Genomic DNA, 19,017 nt, shown 5'->3' with positions numbered 1-19,017 from the left:
TTTGAATTTTGAATGATGCTGATTAAGGAAATGTGAATGTTTATTGAATTTGTGGAAGAGCAAATTTTACTATTTGTAGCGCTGGGCGTCATTATCGCCATGCTGATAATGAGTTATTTTGGGGATAAGTTGTCCGGCTTTCAAAGCGTCAACGCGGAAGAGGCGGTGCGCCTCTATAATAATGGCGCTTGGGTGTTGGACGTTCGTTCCGAAGCTGAATACAAAACAGGCTATATCGGTGAAGCCAAAAATATGACCGCTGCAGAAGTAACGAATCAGATCGAACAACTGAAAACGCATCAGTCAGATGATGTTTTGGTTTATTGTCAGTCGGGTGCCCGTTCGGCTTCGGTTGCCAAACAGTTGGTGAAAGCTGGCTTTACGAAAGTGAATAATTTATCCGGTGGCGTTATGGCGTGGAAAAATGCTGGGCTACCCTTGAATAAACCCATCTCAAAAAAGAAACAAAAAAGGGATGCAAAATGAGTCAAGTTCAACCTGAAATTTTAATTTACCTAACGCAAACCTGCCCATTTTGTAATATGGCTCGTCGCCTATTGGATGGTAAGGGCTTGCGTTATGAAGTGATTGATATTGGTGGCGATTGGGAATTGCTTGAACACAAAACCGGTCGCAAAACCGTGCCGCAAGTGTATGTCGGGTCTCACCATGTTGGCGGTTTTGATGACCTTTCCGCGGCCGATGCCTCGGGCCAACTCGATCAATATTTAACTGAATAATAATCCAATTTAACTAAAGAGAAACCAATCATGTCAGAAGCTGCAGAGCCACAAAAACTTTTTAATCTTCAAAAAATTTATATCCGTAATATGTCATTTGAATCACCAAATGCCCCTGAAGTGTTTACTCAGCAAACACAGCCTCAGTTGGAAATTGATTTAAATGTTGAAAGTCGTACTTTAGAAGAGAATGTTTATCATGTTGTTTTGAGAGTGACAACAACGACGAAAGTAGACGATAAAACTGCATTTTTATGTGAAGTTGAGCAAGCGGGTGTCTTTACCATTGCCGGATTTGACGAAGGTGAAACCAATTATTTAATTGGTGTGCAGGCACCAAGTGCCTTATTCCCATTCGCTCGTGAAGCGATTTCCAGCTTGGTGACAAAAGGTGGCTTCCCGCCATTACTGGTTGAACCAGTGAACTTTGATGCCATGTATGCAGAGCATATGCAGCAGCAACAGGCCCAAGCTCAAGAAGCCACTAAACAGTAGTGTTGACACGAACCCCATTGAAATGCCAGAACAACGTCCAATGAACCGCCAACCAACGATACAAAAAATCGTGGTTGTCGGGGCAGGTGCCTGGGGAACCGCATTAGCGATTCATCTAGCCCGTAAAGGGTTGCAGGTGGTGCTGTGGACGCATCAGCCTGACCATGCTAAGCACTTGGCTGCGGACAGAGAAAATACACGGTATCTAAAAGATATTCCATTTCCTGAAGGTCTCGCGATCTCAGCCGATTTGAATCAAGCTATGGCATCAGCTAGTGCCGTATTGGTGGTTGTGCCCAGTCAAGCATTTCGGTCGGTCCTGATGCAAGTTAAGGCGCAGTTTCAATCACAGCCGCTGCCTCACTTAGCTTGGGCCACCAAAGGGTTTGAGCCAGAAAGTAGTTTGATGTTGCATCAAATTGCACAACAGGTTTGGGGTGAGGCGCAACCGATGGCTGTCTTGTCCGGGCCAACTTTTGCGGCAGAAGTCGCCAAGGGGCTCCCCACCGCGATGGTCAGTGCCTCAGAAGATGCCGATGAAGCTGAATATTGGGCAGAAACTTTTCGCAGTGATCGTTTTCGGATGTACACCCAATCCGATATGGTCGGCGTAGAAATTGGCGGCGCCTATAAAAATATTATGGCGATTGCCACTGGATTGTCTGATGGGTTACAGTTGGGCGCCAATGCCCGAGCAGCTCTGATTGGCCGTGGGATGGCGGAAATGATGCGCTTAGGCGCTGCTTTGGGTGCCAATCCAGAAACCCTGATGGGCTTATCAGGCCTGGGCGATTTGGTACTGACTTGCACGGATAATTTGTCGCGCAATCGTCGGTTTGGCTTGGTATTGGCCAGTGATCAGAAAAAACCGGATGCGATTATGGCCGAGATTGGTCAAGTCGTGGAAGGCGTTAAAGCCGTTAAATCGGTTAAAAAACTGGCGGAAGAACACCAGTTAGAGCTACCGATTATGGAGCAGGTTTATCGAATCGTGACAGGTGAATGCTCTGCAAAAGCCGCAGTGAAAGCCTTAATGGATCGAGAAGGGCGTGCGGAGCAAGAATAACGTGTTAAATGTTTTCTAGCGATTAAAGTGTCATATCAAAGTTCAGTTGTCGCCAGGCTTCATAAGCGACGACCGACACCGCATTCGCCAAATTTAAACTGCGGCCACCCGGCATCATTGGAATGGTTAAACGTTGTGCTTCTGGCAAACTTTCAATGACCGAAGCCGGTAATCCGCGCGTTTCAGGGCCAAACAAAAAAGCATCCCCATCGATAAATTCAGGTTCGGTATAATAGCGGGTTGTTTTGGTGGTCAATGCAAACACCCGATTGGGTTGTACCGTTGCAAGACAGGCTTCTAAGCTTTCGTGCTCATGCAAGTTTGCCAATTCAGCGTAATCTAAACCAGCACGACGCACTTTCTTTTCGCTTAGGTCAAAGGCATAAGGCTGAATCAAGTGTAGATGTGCGCCCATATTGGCACTGAGACGAATCAGCGCGCCAGTATTTTGTGGAATTTCAGGTTCGTATAAGATGATATGAATCATGGTTAATAACTTTTTAAGGTGAAAAAAATTGGTCGATTTATCGGTTCAACTCGGCAGTTTAACATTTCGTAACCCGGTTGCTATGGCTTCGGGTAATGCCGGTTATGGGTTTGAATATCAATCCGTCTCCGGGTTCTCTAATCGAGATGTGGGCGCCGTGTTTTTAAAAGGCACTACCCTAGAGCCTAAATTGGGCAATAAACCCGAAAGAGTCATGGAAACCCCTAGCGGATTGTTGAATTCAATTGGGTTACAAAATCCTGGTGCCCATGCTGTGATAAAGGATTATCTACCAAAGTGCGACTTAAGCCAATCACAATTTATTATAAATGTGTCTGGCTCCTCGATAGAGGAATATGCCGAAGTGGTGCGTTTATTTGACCAGACCGATCTACCTGCCATTGAAGTGAATATCTCTTGCCCGAATGTAAAGAAGGGCGGTGCGGCATTTGGTAATGATCCGGATATGGCGGCACAAGTCGTTGAAGCCTGTCGTAAAAGCACCACCAAGCCATTGATCGTTAAGTTATCCCCCAATCAAACCGATATTGCCGAAGGGGCAAGGCGCGTGATTGATGCCGGGGCCGATATGTTATCCGCTGTGAATACCTTAATGGGTATGCAAATTGATATTCATACCGCCAAACCAACCTTAGGAAATAACCAAGGGGGCTTGTCGGGTCCAGCCATTAAACCCGTGGCATTGCTCAAGGTGCATCAAATTTATCAAGTCGCGAAGCAACATCAAATTCCCATTATTGGATTAGGCGGCATTAGTTGTGCCGACGATGCCATTGAATTTTTATTGGCAGGCGCCTCCATGGTCGCGGTCGGTACGGCTTTAGCCAAAGACCCGTTACTGGTCAAGAAAATCAATAAAGGGATTGCCCGCTATATGCAACGATACGGCTATCAGTCAGTCTCCGAAATCACTGGCAAACTCACTTTAAATACCGATACGGTTCTGTGCGGATAACCGCAGACTGAGAACCCCAAAGACACACATTAGGAAACGAGAATCTCAATGAAAACAGTAGCAGAACAATTAGCGGTCATTCAGCGTGGCGCTGAAGAAATTTTAGTTGAAAAAGAACTGATCGCAAAATTAGAAAAAGGCACCCCTTTAAGAGTAAAGGCGGGCTTTGACCCTACGGCTCCGGATTTGCACCTTGGACATACCGTGCTAATTAATAAATTGCGTCAATTCCAAGATTTGGGGCATCAAGTGCTGTTTTTGATTGGAGACTTCACCGCGATGATTGGTGATCCAACCGGTAAAAGCACCACGCGTCCACCGTTATCTCGAGAAGACGTCTTAAAAAATGCCGAAACCTATAAAACGCAAGTCTTTAAAATTTTAGATCCAGAAAAAACCCAAGTGGTGTTTAACTCGGAATGGATGTCAAAACTCACCGCTGCAGACATGATTCAATTAGCGGGCACCACCACGGTTGCGCGGATGCTGGAGCGTAATGATTTTGGGGATCGTTACCAATCCAATACGCCGATTGCCATTCATGAATTTCTGTATCCGTTGGTGCAAGGCTATGATTCGGTTGAGCTTGAAGCGGACATCGAATTAGGTGGAACCGACCAAAAATTCAATTTGTTGATGGGGCGTACCCTGCAACAACATTATGGCAAACCTGCACAATGTACGTTAACCATGCCGATCTTAGAAGGGTTGGATGGTGTACAGAAAATGTCTAAATCCCTTGGCAACTATATCGGTATCCAAGATGCGCCAAATGATATGTTTGGTAAGGTGATGTCGATTTCAGATGAGCTGATGTGGCGTTACTACGAACTGCTTAGCTTTGAAAGCCTAGAAACCATTGCCGGTTATCAAACTGCGGTTGAAGCAGGGGAAAACCCTCGCAATATTAAAATCAAATTGGCATTAGAACTGATTGAACGTTTCCACGATAAAGCTTCTGCTGAAGCGGCTTTAAAAGACTTTGAAACCCGCTTCTCAAAAAATGCCATTCCAGATGAAATGCCGGAATTCACTTTTACCGAAGTGATGCCACTAGCCAACTTGTTAAAGGCAGCAGAACTGGTTGGGTCGACTTCAGATGGCCATCGCATGGTCAAACAAAATGCCGTGAAATGTAACGGTGAAAAAGTTACCGATAGCCGAGCCTTGGTAGAAGCCTGTGATGCGGCCGTTTATCAAGTCGGCAAACGCAAATTCGCCCGGATTACGGTTCAAGCTTAAATGCCATTAAATAGCATTAGCCACACAAAAAAACCAGGCCTGGGGTTTTTTTGTGCAGTTAATTAACGTCGCAAGATGGAAGATTACTTTGTCGGTTTGCTGGCATTGTTATGTGTTTTATAGACATGAACTCCGAAATGACTCCCTAGAGGAACTACATTTTATTTGACTTAAAGACAAAGGTTGAGAAGGCTCGCCATTGTGAGAAAACTCGAAGAGAATCGCCATATCTTGTGAAAGCAGTGAGTCTATAAATGAGCAATCTTCATCATAACAGATGAATCCTTTCTCACTATAAATTTCATATATTTCTGTTCCTGAAGATATCTGCTCGGGAGTTACGTTGGTGACTAAATTAGACGCTCGACTGACCGAGATATCAAATGTGGTAGTTACCGATTCTTGTTCCTTACTAAGCACCTCTACGAGCGTATATTTTTTGGACGGCGCATCCTCGGGGGGATTCTCAATACTCTCAATCAAAACTTTAAGCTTATAATTATATCCCCACTCATAATCGAAGCCTTCTATTGTGTTGTAAAAAGGCTCCCATTCGTTCTCTATACTTGTTCTTTTTCTCATACAAAGTGACAAAGTAAAACCAAAGCACTCTGACTTATAGTGGTCAATATATATTTCGCTATAAACATTTTTGCTCTCATTACCGCCACAGCCAGCTAATCCGGTTACCAATAACATTATCAATACGACATATAGCTTCATAATTTATCCATTACCCGCATTTAACACATAACAATATTAGGCATCCTAAGTTAGTTATATTAAGTATGTCAACTACTTATAATAATGCGGTTTTATGTTTTAATCTTGAAATAAATTAAAAACAACCTAATGTTTCCATAAAGTTGATTAGGAGGCATATAGCGTGGCGAATATACCTCGGTTATTGGGTTTGGCGTGTGAATGCGATCAAGTTAAGTATTATTCTATGCGAACTGAAGGTGTGGATGTGGGTTGGATTAGAGCTTCTATCTTATTCTAGAATATAGAATATGCAAAACTGCCCAGGCCTGGGCAGTTTCTTGTATCTAAGCGAAATAAAATAGGTTTGAAAAAGGCGGGGTTTAAGGTTTTTTGAGCAAGAAATAACCCGCTGCTAGCAATAATGCGCCTTGCAGTAACATGGATTCCGGTACGCCAAATTGGCCTAATAGCTGTGGGAAAATGGCCGGTACGACAAAGGTTAGCGCTAAGAAGCGATTTTTTTGCGCTTGGTTTTGTTGTTTTAATTGTGCTTCTAGCTTTGCAATTTGGTGTGACTGATGGCTAAAATCGGCTTTAGACAACTTGTCTAAGCTTTGGAAAATGAGCCCGGGGAGTTGAGGGGCTTGCTCGATCCAGAAGGGCGCATTAGCTTTGCTGCTTTTCACTAAGCTTTTTAAGCCGACTCGTTCTTGCATCCAACCTTCTAGGAAGGGTTTGGCGGTATCCCATAAATCCAGTTCATCATCTAATTGACGCCCTAAGCCCTCAATATTCAATAATGTCTTTTGCAGTAGTACCAATTGGGGTTGCACTTCCATGCCAAACCGTCTGGCAGTTTGGAACAGTCTTAATAAAAAGAGCCCGAATGAAATTTCTTTAAGAGGTCTATCCCAAATCGGTTCACAGACTGAGCGAATCGCCGATTCCAGTTCATTAACTCGGGTGTCTTCTGGAACCCAGCCGGATTCGATATGCAGCTCAGCGACCTTTAAATAGTCTCGGTTAAAGAAAGCCAAGAAGTTCTCGGCTAAATAACGCTGATCTTCGGGATTGAGCGTGCCCATAATGCCGAAATCTATCGCGGCATAGCGACCATCTGGCAACACAAAGATATTGCCCGGGTGCATATCTGCATGGAAAAAGTTGTGCTTAAAGACTTGGGTAAAGAAGATGGTGACACCTTTGGCCGATAACTCAGAAAGGTCAATGCCAGCGGCATCCAGTTGATCAATTTCTGAAATACGAATCCCTTCAATGCGCTCCATGGTCATGACATTGTCATTGGTGTGAGACCAATAGATATCCGGCACATACAATAGATCAGACCCTTCAAAATTACGGCGCAATTGAGAGGCATTCGACGCTTCGCGCATCATATCTAATTCATCGAGAATGGTTTTTTCAAACTCTTCCACGACTTCGGTCGGGTGAAGGCGCTTGGATTCTTTAATGGCTGATTCCAAAAGTTGCGCCAGCGATTTCATAATGGACACATCTTGCTCAATGACCGGTTTAATGTCGGGGCGAACGACCTTAACCACGACCTCACTGCCATCATAAAGCGTGGCACTATGCACTTGTGCAATGGATGCGGATGCCATTGGCTTGGGGTTGAAGCAGGCAAAGGCGTCTTCAATACTGCGCTTTAAACCATGTTCGATAATCTGAATGGAGTGTTGTTCATCAAAAGGTGGGCAATCATCTTGTAGCTTGCGCAGTTCAACAGCAATGTCGTCTGGCAAAAGGTCTTTACGAGTGGATAAGGCTTGACCCAGTTTAATAAAAATCGGCCCCAGTTCTTCGAGTGCCAAACGAATACGTTCGCCGCGCGCGCCTTTCGATTTGCGACGCCAGTTCCAAGGGAATAACAAATTGACGAGGATTAACCATGCATATTTGGTTTCGGATAACACCATTTTATCTATTTGATAATGGGTCAAGACTCGATTGATTTTAATCGAGCGCAGCAGTTGGCGAGGAAGTTGGCGAATAAAGGTCATAGGGGCGGTCTATTTAAGGTTTTTGGGAAGTCTCGGAAGGCGTTTGGTCAGCGGTTAAGGCTTTGATTCTTTCGGCCAGGGCATCGACGGCATCGGTGGTTTCGGTTACCTGTTGGTTGAAACGCTTGACTTGCGAAGGTGTCGGCAAGAGTTCAACTTCAAATTGCAGATATTCTTTCAAGGTGTCGGCAATTTTTTGTTGCGCCGCATTGAGATGTTTTTGACCGCGTCGCACTGTTGAGCCAACTTTAAATGCAATCAGATCGCCAGTTAGTTTGGAAAGCTGTTCTTCCCAGTCGATTTCTAATCCTTTGAGGGCTTGCAGAAACTCGGTGGCTAAGGCTTTGTCACCAAAAGACTTGACGGCATCAGGACCTTGCAAAAAATCGGCAACGGTCATCTGTAAATGCGCATCAGGCGCGCCTAATAAATGACTTTGAACGGTGAAGCTGCCTTGAGAAAGTATCTCGGGTTCAGTCGATTCGCTATCAGATGAGGTCAATTGGTAAATGATAAAAAAGGTGATTTCAAAGTCAGTGAAAGTCAGTTGAATGACCTTTTCATCACAAGGCGCAAACGCTTCACTGGCATCTTCATCCAATTTAAGGGTTTGGTTCAGTAGGGTTTCAATGCCTTTAGCCAGTAGATTTCTGGCCAGGCCTGGTGCATTTTCAGTGGTGTCAGAGGGCGTTTTCATAAAAGATCCTTATTAATATTTCCAACCACGGTGCAGTGCGACAATGCCTTGTGACATATTGATATATTCAGCTTTATCAAAGCCAGCGTCCAACATCATTTGCTTGAGCGTTTCTTGGTCGGGATGCATGCGAATCGACTCGGCTAAATATTGATAGCTATCTTCATCATTCGCAATTAATTTCCCCATTTTGGGCAAAATATTAAAGGAATAAAAATCATAGGCTTTTGCCAGCATCGGCTGTGTGACTTTGGAAAATTCTAATACCATTAATTGTCCGCCTGGCTTTAATACCCGCGCCATTTCGGCTAACGCTTTATCCTTATTGGTGACATTGCGCAGTCCAAACGAAATGGTAACCAGATCAAAGGTATTGTCTGGGTAGGTGAGGGCTTCGGCATTGGTAATGGTGTAATCCACATTGCCAATCACGCCTTCATTGATTAAACGATCTCGACCAACGCGCACCATACTTTCATTGATGTCTGCTAACACCACTTGCCCATTCTTACCAACCCGTTTGGCAAATGCTTTGGTTAAATCCCCAGTACCACCCGCTAAATCCAGCACCTTATTGCCTGGGCGAATACCACTCAGTTCAATGGCGTGGCGTTTCCATAAGCGGTGGATGCCTAAGGACATCACATCATTCATCACATCATACTTGCCTGCGACCGAATCAAAGACCCCTTTGACCTTTTTAACTTTTTCCTCTAGCGGAACTTCTGAAAAACCAAAATCAATGGTCTTTTTATGGGGTTGGTCCGAGCTCATAGACGATTTCCTTTATAAAATTTCGTTTAAGGGGGAGGGGGATTGATCCGGGTGACGATGTCCTGCCCTCGCCAATCGGGTTAAATAATCTTGCCAATAGCGTGTTTGATGTTTGCCCAACGTGTATAGCCATTCCCAAGTGTAGATGCCCGAATCGTGGCCATCATCAAAATGCAATTTGACGGCATAGTTGCCCACTGGGGTAATGGCGTCAATATTGACGGCTTGCTTACCGACTTGCAATACGGCTTGATCGGGCGCATGTCCAGTCACTTCGGCGGATTGCGAATAGACCCGTAAATATTCACAGGGCAGCACGAAGGTTTCGCCAGTATCGAAGGTCACCACCAGTTGACGCTCAGATTGCTGGAGTTTCAGTTCAGTGGGTACGGGGGACTGAGACATCGCATTCACTCAATTATAGGATGTATTGTGACAAGTCTTGGTTTTGTGAGAGATCGCCTAAGCGATCATTAACAAACTCAACATCCACTCGAATCACTTGACCTGGGTTTTCCGAAGCATTAAATGACACCTCTTCCAGTAGTCGTTCCATCACCGTATGCAAACGACGTGCGCCAATGTTTTCGGTATTTTCGTTCACATGGTAAGCAATTTCTGCCAAACGCTGGATGCCTTCATCACTGAACTCAATTGACACGCCTTCTGTCTGCAAGAGCGCAATGGCTTGGGTAGTTAAGGCGGCTTTGGGTTCGGTGAGGATACGTACAAAGTCTTCAACTTTCAGTGATTTCAATTCCACTCGAATTGGCAAACGCCCTTGAAGTTCGGGAATCAAATCGGATGGCTTGGCTAAATGAAATGCCCCTGAGGCGATAAACAAAATATGATCGGTCTTAATCATGCCATATTTGGTGGACACCGTTGACCCTTCAATTAACGGTAGCAAATCACGCTGTACGCCTTCACGCGACACATCCCCGCCGGAACCTTCCTGACGTTTGGCGACCTTGTCAATTTCATCAATAAAGACGATGCCATTTTGTTCGACATTTTCAATGGCTTTGGTTTTAAGGTCTTCCTGGTCAATGAGGCGTTGCGCTTCTTCCTCGGTGAGCAATTTCATCGCTTTTTTAATGGGCAGTTTCCGTTTGTTTTTTTTGCCCTGACTCATGCCTTGAAACATTTCCTGCAATTGGCTGGTCATTTCTTCCATGCCAGGCGCACCCATAATTTCCACATGCGGTGGTGCGGCATTTAAGTCAATTTCAATTTCTTTGTCATCCATCGACCCTTCACGCAAGCGCTTACGGAATTTTTGGCGAGTTTCAGCCATTTGTTCACCAGCATCATCGTCGCGTCCCCTTGCAGGTGGCAATAAAATATCCAAAATGCGCTCTTCTGCTAAATCTTCCGCTTGACGTTGTACCGCTTTCATCGCTTGGTCTCGGTGCAGTTTAATCGCATTCTCGGCCAAGTCTTTAATGATGGAATCTACCTCGCGACCGACATAACCGACTTCGGTGTACTTTGTAGCTTCTACTTTAATAAAAGGGGCATTGGCGAGTTTGGCCAAGCGGCGCGCAATCTCTGTTTTACCAACCCCTGTGGGGCCAATCATTAAAATGTTCTTGGGGGTGATTTCCTGGCGGAGTTCCTCTGGGAGTTGTGCACGACGCCAGCGGTTTCTTAACGCAATGGCTACCGACTTTTTCGCCTCAGATTGGCCGATAATATAAGTGTCAAGCGCGTGCACAATTTCCTTAGGTGTCATCATAATTATGTCTTAGTCCTATCCTGTTTGTTTCGGGGGTCAGCAACTTGGTTATTCTAAAAGGTCTTAATGTCGATTTTGAGAGTAACCGCAAAAGCGATTAGAAAATTCAACACAAAGGTTTTCAAGGTGCCCATTTATTCACAGATGGTTTATTATAAAGGAATTAAATCATCGAATGATACAGGCAAAGCAAAACAACATGACAAACGTTTTAAAATTCTCCAAAATGCAAGGCCTTGGCAATGACTTTATGGTCGTTGATGGCATCTCCGCTAATCTTTCTTTAACCGCTGATGAAATTCGTTTTTGGGCCGATCGCCATTTTGGGATTGGTTTTGATCAATTATTATTGGTCGAAAAGCCGCAGGCTGATTCGGTGGATATTGATTTTCGTTATCGCATTTTTAATGCCGATGGTTCGGAAGTGCAGCAATGTGGCAATGGCGCGCGCTGTTTTGCTCGGTTCGTGGTTGATAAAGGGCTGACAACGAAGCGAGATATACGGGTAGAAACCGCTTCGGGGGTGATTGTATTAACGCTGACCGACCAAGGCTGGGTTAAGGTTAATATGGGCGCGCCAAATTTCTTGCCACAGGCTTTGCCCTTCGATGTGCCGGTTGAATCTGATCAATATGAATTGGAAGTGGCGGGTGAACATTATCAAATTGGTGCCGTTTCCATGGGCAACCCGCATGCGGTGATGCGCGTGACCGATCTCAGCACGGCACCCGTGGCACAACTTGGAGAGCAGATTGAATCCCATTCATTGTTCCCAGAAAGGGTCAATGTCGGCTTTGCCGAACCCGTGAATCGTCATCAAATTAAGCTCAGGGTTTATGAGCGGGGGGTTGCTGAAACGTTGGCCTGTGGCACGGGTGCTTGTGCAGCCATGGTGGTGCTAAGACGTTTGGGAGAAGTTGATGATGCGGTGACCGTGAGCCTGCCCGGTGGCGATTTATTGATTGAATGGGATGGCAATCCCAGTCACCCTGTATGGATGACTGGGCCGGCGGTTCAGGTGTTTGATGGGGAAATTATGCGTGGGGTACCGAACTAATGTCGAGTTTATTGAATGATATTCATGCCGAAGATGTCGCTGAGTTTCTAAATCGGAACCGTGAGTTTTTTCATGTTTTCCCCAACTTACTGAATGACTTGAGTATCCCACACCCTAAATCGGGTCAAGAAGTGTCTTTGTTGGAACGCCAAGTTTATCAACTTCGTGAACAACGTGACCATCTCAAGGTAGAAGTGGACACCTTAAAAGATATTGCAGGTGAAAATGGTGTCTTGCTGAATAAAGTTTATCAGTTCTCGTATGCGCTACTCGAAGCGACCACTAATCAAGCAGCTGTCGATGCCATTTATCACACCATGCAGACACTATTTGAGGTGGAAGCCATTGCATTGATTTCGTGGGAGCTGCCCAAAGATCCGATGAAAGGCATGACGCAATTGGGGTTATCTTCTGCTTGGTCAAATAGTCTAAAAGGCACTTTAGAAGTTGATAAACCGCGGTGTGGTTTATTGGAAGATCAATGGCAAAAAGGGTTATTTCAAACCGAGCAGCCAATGCAGTCGGTTTGTATTTTGCCATTGGGTCAAAAAACCGTTTGGGGCGCGTTGGCGCTTGGCGCAACCACCGATCGCTTTAACCCAGAACTAGGAACCTACTTTTTAAAAGTGATGGGTCAAATGATGAGCGCGCGCCTAGAGCGGCTATTTTAATTCCGCTTATGCCTGCTTGAGCTGACGCACTCGCCAAACGGCATAGATTGAGCCAGTGACAAACATAATCAGCGAATAGGTCACCGCTGGAATCATCATGGTGGTGTTCGCCAATAGGGTGCCTGCGACCACTAAGGCCAAAGTCCCATTTTGAATGCCAACTTCAAAACCAATTGCCGTGGCTTGAGCTCGTGATAAGCGGGTGACTTGTGCCAGCTTGACACCTAAATAAAACACCGAAATATTCAGTAACAGCGTCGCAATACCGGCCTGCATAAAGTAGTTCACTACATGGTCTTTATTTTTCAGCACGATTAAGGCGATGATTAAAAATAAGAAGCCAACTGAAAACCACTTAAACACCGTCTCTAATCGAGAAGACAAGGCTGGCCAACGAGACAAGACCCACATCCCCAATGTCACTGGAACGAGGGTGATCGCCAATAGCTGAACAATGGTTTTTAAGACGGGCAAGCTGATTTGAGTGGCATCGCTCATAAAGAAATGCATGCTCCAAGCTAAGATAATCGGCAGGGTAAACGGGGTGATTAAACTGGTGACCGCCGTTAAGCTGATGGAAAGCGATACATCCCCTTTGGCTAAATAGCTATACATGTTTGAGGTCGCGCCGCCAGGTGCTAAGGCAATAATCATTAATCCGACCGCAATTTCAGGAGGCAAATTTAACGCCACTGCAATGGCCAATGCGACTAACGGTAATAACACCATTTGTCCGATCAACCCGATCCAAACGGCTTTAGGGGCAAAAATAACATTTTTGAAGTCAGCGGGTTTGAGTGATAATCCCATACCAAACATGATTAAAAATAATGCAAGCGGTAAGATGATTTGTGTCAAAATGTCTGGGTTCATTGTCATTGCCTTCAATTAGATGAGAAGGGCTAAAGCATAGCGCAAAATCTCAGCAGATGCGACTCAAAATCTTTAAAATGGCGTTAACAATCAGCTTCATGTTTACCACGAGATAGGAAGTCCATTGAACGCTTTTACTCAATTTATGCAGCATCTACAGCGTGCTAATAAGTCGCCACACACCCAGCAAAATTATCAAAGGGATTTGGCAGCGCTGGTGGTTTTTTATCAAAACTATGTGGATGATGACGCTCATAACAATGACGCTAGCCGAAGGACACAACAGGCCTGGGCAGATTTAACTCAATTTGATCAATGGCAAGCCATTGATTTTGAGGTTATACAAGCCTTTGTGTCTAGTCGAATGCAACAGGGTATTTCTGCAAGAACCATCGCACGACAATTATCAACCTTTCGCAGTTTTTATGATTTTTTAATCCAGCAGAATCGGGTGTCGCAAAATCCTGCCAAAAATATCAAAGCGCCAAAACAGCCCAAACCACTGCCCAAAAGCCTCGATGTCGATTTAACTCAGCAACTGCTTGAACAGCCGCTAAACAGCTGGCAAGACATTCGCGATCAAGCCATTTTTGAATTGCTTTATTCCGCCGGGTTGCGGGTTGCTGAATTGGCATCGCTTGATTTGTCTCCGGGGTTGGATTCTTTACAGTCTGGCTGGGTTAGAGTGATTGGTAAAGGCCAAAAAATGCGTCAGGCACCAGTGGGCAACCAGGCGAAACAAGCAATCCTAAACTGGCTGGCGATTCGTGCTGACCATGCTCGGCCAGATGAAACAGCGGTATTTGTTAACCGATCCGGTGGGCGACTGGGCATTCGCAGTATTCAGCAACACCTTGATCAAAGAACGCTTAAAGCGGGCTTGCCCACTAAAATGTCTCCTCATAGATTACGGCACGCCTGCGCGACCCATGTGTTAGAATCTAGTGGAGATTTAAGGGCGGTACAAGAGATGCTTGGGCATGCGAATATCTCTACCACCCAAATTTATACCAAACTGGATTTGCAGCACCTTGCCAAGGTTTATGATTCGGCGCATCCCCGAGCTAAAAAACGCCGCGAACCCTAACCCAATTCAAAGAACAGCATTAACCGAATTTACAAGAGAACTTTTTATGAGCGAAACAACCTTTCACGGAACCACTATCCTTTGTGCAAAACGAAACGGCGAAATGGTCATCGGCGGTGACGGTCAAGTGACCTTGGGTCACGTGGTGATGAAAGGCAATGCCCGTAAGGTTAGACGGCTTTATAGCGGCAAAATTCTGGCCGGTTTTGCGGGGGCAACTGCCGATGCTTTTACCTTGTTTGAACGCTTTGAAGGTAAGTTACAATCGCACAATGGTCAGCTAATGCGTGCAGCAGTCGAAATGGCCAAAGACTGGCGTACCGACCGCGCTTTGCGCAAATTGGAAGCAATGATGTTGGTAGCCGATGAAGATAATATGCTACTGATTTCCGGTACCGGCGACGTGATTGAACCGGCACATGATTTTATTTCGATTGGTTCTGGCGGTAGTTATGCCCACTCAGCTGCACAGGCATTAATGGAAAATACCGAACTCAGTGCGAAAGACGTGGTCGAAAAAGCGTTAAATATCGCGGCCGATCTTTGTATCTACACCAATCATAATCTCACCATTGAAACCCTTCGTAAAGAAAGTTAAAACCGTTTTTAGTAGAAGCGAATCATGCTCTTCAGTGTGCTCAAGACTTTGGGCACACAAAACCGTCTCAAAGAAAGATTGCCTGCCTCTTTAAAGTAACGCTAAATCAAGTTTTGAACAGCCCGGATATTGGCTGGTTACACGTTTTCTGTTGCCAGTTTACTCTGTCAGTTGGTTGTTTAAATTGTGTTCATTCTAAAATAGCGTCATCGTTTTTGTTGAAAATAGGGTAGTCTAGAGCTTTGCACCAACGTGGAATAGCTTGGGTCAAAATGAAACAAGCATTGCGTAAGAAACTTGTATAAATATAGCTGAAAACTTGATTAAGTAACTGATTATTAAGTTCTATTAGATCTTGGTATTTACCTTTCTATAGTTTTAGGATAATCCAGTAAAAATCCCATCTATTGAGATGGTCAGTATTTTTGATAAATACATTTGAGTCGCATTTTGGACAGAGAATTATGATGAAGACAAAAGGTCAATGTTTAAGGGTGCTTACCAACTCTCGGTTCAATGTGCCTTGTGTGTGCAAACAGCATGTCGGAGTAGGAAGGGGGGAGCAAGCCCCTTTTTTTATTCCAAAAAAATATGCAGCTTGATATGGGGGGGCAGAAAGGGTGGCAAGGCTTTTTATCGTTTTCTTTTGTAGAGGTTAACGGTAAATCCGTCATAAAAGATAGAAAACACTTTGGCCCTTTAGTGCTTCAACGACCCTATTATCAAGAAAAGGATCGCCCCAGCGTATTGGTATTGCATCCTCCTGGTGGCGTAGTAGGTGGCGATTCGCTTGAGTTGAATGCGACCTTTCAGCCTCAATCAAAAGGCAGTATTGGTACGCCGGCAGCCACTAAGTTTTATCGAAGCGATGGTCGTTTGGCAACTCAACGTCAGACGGTGACGTTGACTGAAAATGTAGAAGTTGAATGGCTGCCCCAGGAAACCTTGTTTTTCAATCAATCCCGAGTGAATAATTCACTGAAATTTATTTTAAGTAAGGCCAATAATAAGCTAATAGCTTGGGACATCGTTGGTTTGGGGCGTCCTGCTAGCGGCGAGGGGTTTGAGCAGGGGGAATTGCAGCAGTCACTGGAACTCTGGATTGAAGACAAATTGATTTTTGTGGATCGGTTGAAAATCGCACCGCAGAATAACGTGTTAACCAGTGCCTGTGCATTAGCCGGCAATTCACTATTCGCTACGGCCTTGTTTTATCAAAATGAATTAGGTGAACAAAAAAAATTATTGGCAGATTTGCAGGCGATTGATTGGCCGTTGCCTGTGGGTGTGACACAAATGGATTCTTTGGTGGTGATGCGGGTTCTGGCATCGGAACTTGATGAAATAAAGCAGGTTTTGTTTGATGCATGGAAAATCGCCAGGCCTGCCATTTTAAATGTCCCGGTGGTTAAACCAAGGATTTGGAATACTTAAATTTAATGGAGGCTCTATGGAACTGTTGCCGAGGGAAAAAGATAAATTATTACTATTTACTGCTGGACTGGTTGCCGAAAGACGTTTAAATCGAGGGGTGAAATTAAATTACCCAGAATCGGTTGCCTACATCAGTTGTGCGATTCTTGAGGGTGCCCGCGATGGGAAAACGGTGGCAGAGCTAATGGATTTAGGCACTACAGTTTTAACCAAAGAGGATGTCATGGACGGTATTCCAGAAATGATTCACGAGGTTCAGGTAGAGGCCACTTTTCCTGATGGCACCAAACTGGTGACAGTCCACCAACCCATTGTATAGGAGGCGATATAAATGATTCCTGGAGAGTTGATTGTTCAAGACGGCGAAATCGAATTGAATGTGGGTCGGGAAACCGTCGAAGTGGTGGTCGCAAACTCGGGTGATCGTCCGATTCAAGTCGGTTCGCATTACCATTTTTTTGAAACCAATACCGGCTTGATATTTGATCGAGAACTTACGAAAGGGTTTCGATTAGATATTCCTGCGGGGACGGCGGTACGTTTTGAACCTGGGCAAAAGCGTCGGGTACAACTGGTCAAGGTCGCAGGAAAAGAAGTTATTTTCGGTTTTAATCAGCAAGTCATGGGGTCATTGGGAGGGCAGGATGAGTTATAAAATTGATCGTAAAGCTTATGCAGAAATGTATGGCCCCACCGTGGGAGATAAAGTTCGATTAGGTGACACGGACTTGTTGATTGAAGTGGAAAAGGATTTTACGACCTATGGCGAAGAGGTTAAGTTCGGTGGGGGTAAAGTCATTCGAGACGGTATGGGGCAAGGCCAGCTTTGTGCAAATGACGTCGTTGATACAGTGATTACCAATGCCTTGATTCTAGACACTTGGGGGATTGTAAAGGCCGATATCGGTATTAAAGATGGGTTGATTGTAGCAATTGGTAAGGCTGGAAATTCGGATATTCAACCGAATGTGGATTTTGAAGTTGGAGCTGGCACTGAAGTGATTGCTGGTGAAGGTCAAATCTTAACGGCCGGTGGAATCGATTCCCATATTCACTTTATCTGTCCGCAACAAGTTGAAGAGGCATTAATGTCTGGTGTCACTACTATGTTAGGGGGTGGGACAGGGCCAGCCGCAGGGACGAATGCAACCACCTGTACTTCGGGTGTCTGGTATATGCACCGTATGTTGGAAGCGGCTGAAGGGTTGCCGATGAATCTTGGCTTTTTAGGAAAGGGCAATGCATCCTTGCCAGCGCCTCTGATTGAGCAGGTTGAAGCCGGCGCGATTGGCCTTAAGTTGCATGAAGATTGGGGAACAACGCCAGGCGCAATTGATAATTGTTTGAGTGTGGCTGATGAATTCGATGTACAGGTAGCCATCCATACGGATACGTTAAATGAATCAGGCTTTGTCGAGAATACCTTGGCTGCTTTTAAGGATCGAACGATTCATACCTACCATACCGAGGGTGCTGGTGGTGGCCATGCTCCAGATATTATCAAAGCCTGTGGTTTTAGCAACGTCTTGCCATCGTCGACAAATCCGACACGTCCCTTCACTGTTAATACTATTGATGAGCATTTGGATATGTTGATGGTCTGCCACCACCTTGATCCGAATATCGTCGAAGACGTTGCCTTTGCTGAATCAAGAATTCGTCGTGAGACAATTGCTGCCGAAGATATTTTGCATGACTTGGGAGCCTTTTCGATGATCTCTTCTGATTCGCAGGCGATGGGGCGAGTGGGTGAAGTGATTACCCGTACTTGGCAAACTGCCCACAAAATGAAACAACAGCGCGGCCCACTAGCAGACGATGGTGATGGTAACGATAATTTCAGAGCTAAACGTTACGTGGCTAAGTATACAATCAATCCAGCGATTACCCATGGTATGTCCGATATTGTCGGCTCAGTTGAGGTGGGTAAATTGGCAGATTTGGTTTTGTGGAAACCCGAATTTTTCGGAGCAAAACCCTCTATGATTATTAAGGGAGGGATGATTGTTGCAGCCCCGATGGGGGATGCCAATGCGTCTATACCAACGCCACAGCCTGTGCATTATCGTAATATGTTTGCAGCACAAGGTAAGGCGATCTTTAAAACGTCGATCACTTTTGTATCGCAAGCAGCGTTTGATAAAGACATTAAGGGACAATTGGGGTTGGAAAAGATTATTCGACCCGTTTCAAATACACGAAACATCAGTAAGAAAGATATGGTGCTGAATGATTTGCAACCGGACGTTTCAGTGGACCCCGAAACTTATGTGGTTAAAGCCGATGGCGAGTTATTGACTTGTGAACCGGCAGAAACCTTGCCTTTAGCGCAACGGTATTTCTTATTTTAATATGG

At 45.0% G+C, this 19,017-nt stretch carries 22 protein-coding genes; 14 read left to right on the top strand and 8 right to left on the bottom strand.

Features of this window, described 5'->3' with window-relative positions; genetic code table 11:
• Positions 1-36 precede the first annotated feature (36 nt).
• Genes CYQ88_RS05885 through CYQ88_RS05870 form a run of 4 tightly spaced genes read left to right on the top strand, consistent with a single transcriptional unit; the run spans position 37 to position 2,301 of the window.
• Positions 37-486 (top strand): rhodanese-like domain-containing protein, encoded by a 450-nt coding sequence (locus CYQ88_RS05885; protein WP_101840431.1) that lies wholly within the window; start codon positions 37-39, stop codon positions 484-486.
• Positions 483-740, top strand: coding sequence for a glutaredoxin domain-containing protein (locus CYQ88_RS05880; protein ID WP_101840430.1), 258 nt, complete (start codon positions 483-485; stop codon positions 738-740). The genes CYQ88_RS05885 and CYQ88_RS05880 overlap by 4 nt, the downstream gene beginning before the upstream one ends.
• A 30-nt stretch (positions 741-770) precedes the next feature.
• On the top strand, positions 771-1,235 hold the full coding sequence (gene secB / locus CYQ88_RS05875; RefSeq protein WP_101840429.1) for a protein-export chaperone SecB: 465 nt from the start codon (positions 771-773) through the stop codon (positions 1,233-1,235).
• Between the two features lie 22 nt (positions 1,236-1,257).
• Positions 1,258-2,301, top strand: a complete 1,044-nt coding sequence (locus CYQ88_RS05870; RefSeq protein WP_101840428.1) for an NAD(P)H-dependent glycerol-3-phosphate dehydrogenase — start codon at positions 1,258-1,260, stop codon at positions 2,299-2,301.
• 22 nt (positions 2,302-2,323) lie between these two features.
• Here the strand turns inward: CYQ88_RS05870 and CYQ88_RS05865 are convergent, their stop codons facing one another.
• Positions 2,324-2,788: a tRNA (cytidine(34)-2'-O)-methyltransferase gene (locus CYQ88_RS05865; RefSeq protein WP_101840427.1), complete on the bottom strand. Its 465-nt coding sequence runs from the start codon at positions 2,786-2,788 to the stop codon at positions 2,324-2,326.
• Positions 2,789-2,816: 28 nt separating this feature from the next.
• Here CYQ88_RS05865 and CYQ88_RS05860 point away from each other — a divergent pair, with 28 nt between their 5' ends.
• Together CYQ88_RS05860 and tyrS are read left to right on the top strand one after the other, a co-directional pair.
• Positions 2,817-3,764 (top strand): dihydroorotate dehydrogenase, encoded by a 948-nt coding sequence (locus CYQ88_RS05860; protein ID WP_101840426.1) that lies wholly within the window; start codon positions 2,817-2,819, stop codon positions 3,762-3,764.
• A 48-nt stretch (positions 3,765-3,812) separates the two neighbouring features.
• On the top strand, positions 3,813-5,006 hold the full coding sequence (gene tyrS / locus CYQ88_RS05855) for a tyrosine--tRNA ligase (RefSeq protein WP_101840425.1): 1,194 nt from the start codon (positions 3,813-3,815) through the stop codon (positions 5,004-5,006).
• Positions 5,007-5,123: 117 nt separating this feature from the next.
• On the opposite strand, the gene CYQ88_RS05850 is transcribed toward tyrS, so the two are convergent.
• The 6 genes from CYQ88_RS05850 to hslU all read right to left on the bottom strand — a co-directional run bounded on the left by CYQ88_RS05850 (position 5,124) and on the right by hslU (position 10,941).
• Positions 5,124-5,729: a DUF4377 domain-containing protein gene (locus CYQ88_RS05850; RefSeq protein ID WP_101840424.1), complete on the bottom strand. Its 606-nt coding sequence runs from the start codon at positions 5,727-5,729 to the stop codon at positions 5,124-5,126.
• A gap of 362 nt (positions 5,730-6,091) precedes the next feature.
• Positions 6,092-7,732, bottom strand: coding sequence for a ubiquinone biosynthesis regulatory protein kinase UbiB (ubiB, locus tag CYQ88_RS05845; protein WP_101840423.1), 1,641 nt, complete (start codon positions 7,730-7,732; stop codon positions 6,092-6,094).
• A 13-nt stretch (positions 7,733-7,745) separates the two neighbouring features.
• Positions 7,746-8,429, bottom strand: coding sequence for an SCP2 domain-containing protein (locus CYQ88_RS05840; protein WP_101840422.1), 684 nt, complete (start codon positions 8,427-8,429; stop codon positions 7,746-7,748).
• Between the two features lie 12 nt (positions 8,430-8,441).
• Positions 8,442-9,203: a bifunctional demethylmenaquinone methyltransferase/2-methoxy-6-polyprenyl-1,4-benzoquinol methylase UbiE gene (gene ubiE, locus CYQ88_RS05835; RefSeq protein ID WP_101840421.1), complete on the bottom strand. Its 762-nt coding sequence runs from the start codon at positions 9,201-9,203 to the stop codon at positions 8,442-8,444.
• A gap of 12 nt (positions 9,204-9,215) precedes the next feature.
• A complete protein-coding gene (locus CYQ88_RS05830; protein WP_101840420.1) occupies positions 9,216-9,608 on the bottom strand; it encodes a gamma-butyrobetaine hydroxylase-like domain-containing protein in 393 nt (130 codons plus the stop codon).
• Between the two features lie 13 nt (positions 9,609-9,621).
• Positions 9,622-10,941 carry an ATP-dependent protease ATPase subunit HslU gene (gene hslU, locus CYQ88_RS05825; RefSeq protein WP_101840419.1) on the bottom strand — a complete coding sequence of 440 codons (1,320 nt, stop codon included), beginning with the start codon at positions 10,939-10,941 and terminating at the stop codon, positions 9,622-9,624.
• Between the two features lie 199 nt (positions 10,942-11,140).
• Here hslU and dapF point away from each other — a divergent pair, with 199 nt between their 5' ends.
• Complete coding sequence (gene dapF, locus CYQ88_RS05820) at positions 11,141-11,998, top strand: diaminopimelate epimerase (protein ID WP_101840499.1); 858 nt, start codon at positions 11,141-11,143, stop codon at positions 11,996-11,998.
• Complete coding sequence (locus tag CYQ88_RS05815) at positions 11,998-12,669, top strand: DUF484 family protein (protein ID WP_101840418.1); 672 nt, start codon at positions 11,998-12,000, stop codon at positions 12,667-12,669. The genes dapF and CYQ88_RS05815 overlap by 1 nt, the downstream gene beginning before the upstream one ends.
• A 6-nt stretch (positions 12,670-12,675) precedes the next feature.
• Here CYQ88_RS05815 and CYQ88_RS05810 read toward each other — a convergent pair whose 3' ends face one another.
• A complete protein-coding gene (locus CYQ88_RS05810) occupies positions 12,676-13,542 on the bottom strand; it encodes a bile acid:sodium symporter family protein (protein ID WP_101840417.1) in 867 nt (288 codons plus the stop codon).
• 124 nt (positions 13,543-13,666) lie between these two features.
• On the opposite strand from CYQ88_RS05810, the gene CYQ88_RS05805 reads away from it, so the two are divergent.
• From CYQ88_RS05805 to ureC, 6 genes are all read left to right on the top strand, one after another.
• Positions 13,667-14,629 (top strand): tyrosine recombinase XerC, encoded by a 963-nt coding sequence (locus tag CYQ88_RS05805; RefSeq protein ID WP_233188822.1) that lies wholly within the window; start codon positions 13,667-13,669, stop codon positions 14,627-14,629.
• A gap of 46 nt (positions 14,630-14,675) precedes the next feature.
• Positions 14,676-15,227, top strand: a complete 552-nt coding sequence (hslV, locus tag CYQ88_RS05800; RefSeq protein WP_101840415.1) for an ATP-dependent protease subunit HslV — start codon at positions 14,676-14,678, stop codon at positions 15,225-15,227.
• 603 nt (positions 15,228-15,830) lie between these two features.
• A complete protein-coding gene (locus CYQ88_RS05795) occupies positions 15,831-16,661 on the top strand; it encodes an urease accessory protein UreD (protein WP_158236015.1) in 831 nt (276 codons plus the stop codon).
• Positions 16,662-16,677: 16 nt separating this feature from the next.
• Positions 16,678-16,980 carry an urease subunit gamma gene (ureA, locus tag CYQ88_RS05790; RefSeq protein ID WP_101840413.1) on the top strand — a complete coding sequence of 101 codons (303 nt, stop codon included), beginning with the start codon at positions 16,678-16,680 and terminating at the stop codon, positions 16,978-16,980.
• A gap of 12 nt (positions 16,981-16,992) precedes the next feature.
• The gene (locus CYQ88_RS05785) at positions 16,993-17,316 is read left to right on the top strand and encodes an urease subunit beta (RefSeq protein WP_101840412.1); all 324 of its coding nucleotides are present in this window, start codon (positions 16,993-16,995) and stop codon (positions 17,314-17,316) included.
• A complete protein-coding gene (gene ureC, locus CYQ88_RS05780; RefSeq protein WP_101840411.1) occupies positions 17,306-19,012 on the top strand; it encodes an urease subunit alpha in 1,707 nt (568 codons plus the stop codon). The genes CYQ88_RS05785 and ureC overlap by 11 nt, the downstream gene beginning before the upstream one ends.
• Positions 19,013-19,017 lie beyond the last annotated feature (5 nt).

The sequence above is a fragment of the Hydrogenovibrio sp. SC-1 genome (genome assembly GCF_002848135.1).
Taxonomy (GTDB): domain Bacteria; phylum Pseudomonadota; class Gammaproteobacteria; order Thiomicrospirales; family Thiomicrospiraceae; genus Hydrogenovibrio.
This window is presented reverse-complemented; position numbering and strand designations above follow the sequence as displayed.